General features: G+C 62.0%; 3 protein-coding genes. 2 read left to right on the forward strand and 1 reads right to left on the reverse strand.

Annotated features, from left to right (window positions below; all coding sequences use genetic code 11):
- Positions 1-1,305, forward strand: a 1,305-nt coding sequence (locus VIG90_RS02595) for an MFS transporter (protein ID WP_331591870.1), incomplete at its 5' end; no start/stop codon positions are given.
- A gap of 112 nt (positions 1,306-1,417) precedes the next feature.
- Here VIG90_RS02595 and VIG90_RS02600 read toward each other — a convergent pair.
- Entirely contained in the window at positions 1,418-2,203 is a 786-nt protein-coding gene (locus VIG90_RS02600; RefSeq protein ID WP_331591871.1) for a helix-turn-helix domain-containing protein, read from the reverse strand.
- 320 nt (positions 2,204-2,523) lie between these two features.
- Between VIG90_RS02600 and VIG90_RS02605 the strand changes: the two genes are divergently transcribed.
- On the forward strand, positions 2,524-4,414 hold a 1,891-nt coding region (locus tag VIG90_RS02605), incomplete at its 3' end, for a TonB-dependent receptor (RefSeq protein ID WP_331591872.1).

The following is a 4,414-nucleotide window of genomic DNA, read 5'->3' on the forward strand; positions in this document are numbered from 1 at the left end:
GCGGTTGCCGCGCTGTTCAACTCCGTCAACGTTCTCTTGCTGCGCTACCTGGTGGACTACGTGGGCCTCGGGGCGGCCATTGCCGGCTCGATCCTGGCCCTGTCCAAACTGTTCGACGCCATCATCGACCCGCTGGTCGGCGCGATGTCAGACCGCACGCGCTCCCGCCATGGCCGCCGGCGCCCCTTCGTGCTGGCAGGCGGCCTGATGCTGGCCGTCTCGTCCGTGCTGCTGTTCAACATCCCCTCCGGCCTGTCGCCCAACGCGGCGCTGGCGCTGGCAACCGGCGCGCTGCTGTTCTACGCAACCGCCTATGCCGTCTTCAGCGTGCCCTACATGGCCATGCCCGCGGAGATGACCATCAACATCCATGAGCGCTCTCGCCTTATCTCCTACCGCGTCTATGCGGTGGCCGGCGCCAGCATGGTGGCGACCTTCATCGGGCCCATGCTCATCGCCGAGGCGGGAGGCGGGCAGGCGGGCCACACGGTCATGTCCCTGTTCATCGCGGCGCTCATTCTCGTCTCCACCATCGTCTGCTTCCGTGCGACCCGCAGCGTTGCCGGCGCAGACATTGCTGTGCCAACGCACCAGAAGATGAGCTTTGCAAAGAAGCTGGAGCTGATCGTCTCCAACCGACCGTTCATGGTGCTGCTGGTCATCAAGCTGCTCCAGCTGATGGCGCTGGCGGTGACGCAGGCGGCCCTGCCGTTCCTGTTCAAGCGCGTGCTTGGCCTGACCGACGCCATGCTGGGCGTATATTTCCTCGTCTTTTACGGTGCCATGATCGTCTGCCAGCGCTTCTGGGTGAAGTTCGGCGAGCGTGGCGGCAAGCGCCGGATTTATCTCTACGCCACCGTCGCCTATGCTCTGCTTTATATTACTTGGTATTTCGTGACGCCCGAAGAGCCGCTTGCAATGACGCTGCTGCGCGGGGCATGCCTCGGTGGCACGGCTGGCGCGGTGCTGCTGTTCGGCCAGTCCATGCTGCCGGATACCATGGAGTGGGATTACCGGCAGACCGGCCTGCGCCGGGAAGGTGTCCTCTCCGCCATCTATACCATGGTCGAGAAATTCGCCTTCGCCGCGGGCGCGGCACTCACCGGCCTCGTGCTCGGTGCAGCCGGTTACCTCAAGAGCACGGGTTCGACCGACGTGGTTCAGCCGCAAAGCGCGATCGATGCCATTTTCTTTCTGGCGTCGTTCGCACCCATGGCGCTCCTGCTGGCCAGCTGCATCGCGCTGCGGTTCTATAATCTCTCTGATGACATGCTGACGGGCGAGGCCGGGCAGCCGGCTCGTTAAAAAGCGACAAGAAGAAAACAACCTGAAGAAAAAGACCTGCGGAACGTGCGTTCCGCAGGTCTTTTTCAGTTCGGGATGCTGATCGAATGCGAGCCTTGTCGTCTGGATCCCCTCAGCCTTCCGCTGCGGTCAGCGCCAGCTCGATCTCGGCGGCGGCCTGGCGCAGGTCCGCAATGTGACGGCTGACCGCCTCGGCCATGCGCATGGACGCGGCAAAGAAGGTCATGGTCATGGTGCCCACGACCGCGTTGCCGACGAGCAGCGGCAAGGAAATCGAAGATGTCTTGCCCGGCTGCGGCGTCGGTCGAACGTTGGCCTGCGTAGAGAAGCCGTGCGCACGAATTTGCTGGCGCAGGCTGCCCTTGGTCAACAATTCCACGGTATATTCGTCCTTGTCCACCTCAAGCATCCGTAGCGTCGACATGATGCTGTTGAACTGGTCTTCGGAGACGAAGCTGAGGTAGGCAAGGCCGGCGGAGCATTCCAGAAGCGGCAGGCTGAAGCCGGGTTCCGGATCGTAATAGCACATGGACGTCATCTGATGGGTTGACGTCTCCACCACCATGTTCGGTCCCACATGCGTTGAAATTGTGATCGGCCAGCCGATTTTTCGGGTCAGGCTCTGGATGTGCGGCAGCGCGACGTCGGCCAGGCGGGCCTTTTCCTTGTAGCCATGAGCAAGCGATCTGACGAGCCCGGTGGGCCGGTACCATTTTCGTCGCCGATCCCGTTCGATCAGCCCTTCCAGAACGAGCGTCTGCACGATTCTGGAAGCGGTTGGATACGGCATGTCGCAGGTGCGCGATATATCCATGAGTGACATGGCGCCGTGCTGATTGATGATCTTGAGAACTGCCAGCCCCCTGCTGAGGGAGCGTACCGGAACTCCTCGGTCCATACGCAACGTCCACCCTATGCTTTGTTTTGTAATTGGTGTTTTTTTCAAACTATGGTTGCGCATCAGGGGAATGGCAAGACATTTCATATCCGCAAGAAGTCTGCAGTTTTCCTCCTTGATCCATGCACTTTTATCCCGTTCCTGCCCCGGTTCTCGCCGCTCTGCCGTCCGTGCTGCGCAATCTTATCTAACTGGTAGAGAGCCTTTTGCTGCGTTGTTTTGCCGGCCCTCCCCCTCGGAAAAGATGCCCGGGCAAATGAGCAGCCGCTTCCGGCCATCGGAGACGGTGCCTGTGAAAATATTCGGGGAAGGGGAGCAGCATGTCGTCTGCCAGCACATATTTGAGGACGGCTTCGTCCGCGCTTGCCATCGCAGCCATTTTCCTGCCAGCGGGGGTGCAGGCGCAACAGGGGGCGACCAGCGAGGCGGCTTTCGAGACTGCCGGTGAAATCGTCGTCACGGCGCGCCATCGCGCGGAAAGCCTGCAGGATGTGCCGATGGCCATCGCGGCGTTCAGCGAGGCCGAACTGGAGAAGAGTGGCACCACGGGGCTGGCGGATCTGGCCGCCATGACGCCGGGCCTGTCCTTCCAGGATACCAACGGCGCATTCCAGTCGCCGGTCATCCGCGGCATTGCGCAGGTGGACCAGATGGGCCCGCAGGGCAACGTCGGCGTCTTTATCGACGGCGTTTATCTGAACAACCGCTCGGGCCTGGAGTTCGGTCTGATGGACGTGGCGCGGATCGAGGTGGTCAAGGGCCCGCAGAGTGCCCTTTATGGCCGCAATACGTTCGCCGGCGCGATCAACTACGTCACCGCCGAGCCGAAGCTGGGAGAGTTCAGCGGCAAGGTGCTGGGTGAGATCGGCAACTATGGCCGCCGCAAGGTCAGCGGCAACCTCAACCTGCCGGTCAGTGACACCCTCGCCGTGCGCGTGTTCGGGGGCTACGGCACGTTCGATGGCACCATCGACAACCTGCGCGACGGTAAGCACATCGGCGGCTATGATCACCGCTACACCTTCGGCGGCTCGGTGCTGTTCCAGCCGACGGATGCATTCAGCCTCAAGCTGTTTGCCATGCACTCCGATCAGGACAATCATCAGGGGCCGCTTGTCAGCATCCCGACGACGGAGAACAACTGCGGCTCCCAGGTCGACCGCAACGGGCGCACCTACTATACCCTGTTCTGCGGCAAGCTGCCGACGACGACGGCTGTCGATATGGACACCACGACCGGCCACGGCCTGAAGGGCGACAGCGACCTAATGTATGCGGTCGCGAAGTACGAATTCGACACCATGACGCTGTCCGGCATGCTCACCCATACCAAGGCCAGCTTCTCATCGAGCATTGATACGACGGCGGATCCGGACGCCGTGTATGTGCCCAGCTTCGGCGGCCTGTCGCGCCAGCAGTTCACCAACGCGGTGGGCGATGCGAGCAAGGAAACCTCGGCGGACGTACGCCTGACCTCGAACGACAGCGGCCCGCTCACCTGGACAGCAGGCGTTTATTATTTCAATTCCCAGGTCTCGGATATTCTCCAGATCGCAGCCATGCCCTACGCCCAGCCGAACGGCACGCCGGTGGCGTTCCTCGAGCGCGGCGGCCGCCTCAAGACTGAGGGCTGGGCGATGTACGGCTCGCTCGGCTATGAATTCACCGACCGGCTCGATGCCCAGCTCGAGCTGCGCTACAACAACGAGAAGCAGGATTTTGCAGGTCGCGGCTCTGATTCCGCCGCCGTTGGCGATCAGGACTACAAGTACCTGACGCCGCGCCTCATCGTGAACTACGACGTGACCGATGATGTGATGGTCTACGCCTCGGCAGCGCGCGGCTACAAGACCGGCGGCTTCAACTCCAATGCCTACGGCCTTGACGGCTTCATGTACGGCGAGGAAACCAACTGGAGCTACGAGCTGGGCGCCAAGTCCAGCCTGTTCGACCGCAAGCTGCAATTGAACGTTGCCGCCTTCTACATCGACTGGAAGGACCTGCAATCGCAGGCGAATATCCCCAGCAGCAGCCTCGTGGTGGTGCAGAACAACGGCGGTGCCCGCTCCTACGGTATCGAGGCGGACGCCACCTATTACTTCACCCGCGACCTGTGGCTGCGGGCATCTGGCACGGTTCTGGATCCTACCTACAAGGACGGCGTGCTGGACGGCGACGTGGCGGCACCGTGCGGCGACATCCCCGGCTCTC

The organism is Pedomonas sp. (genome assembly GCF_036515995.1).
In the GTDB taxonomy this organism is placed as follows: Bacteria; Pseudomonadota; Alphaproteobacteria; order Sphingomonadales; family Sphingomonadaceae; genus Pedomonas.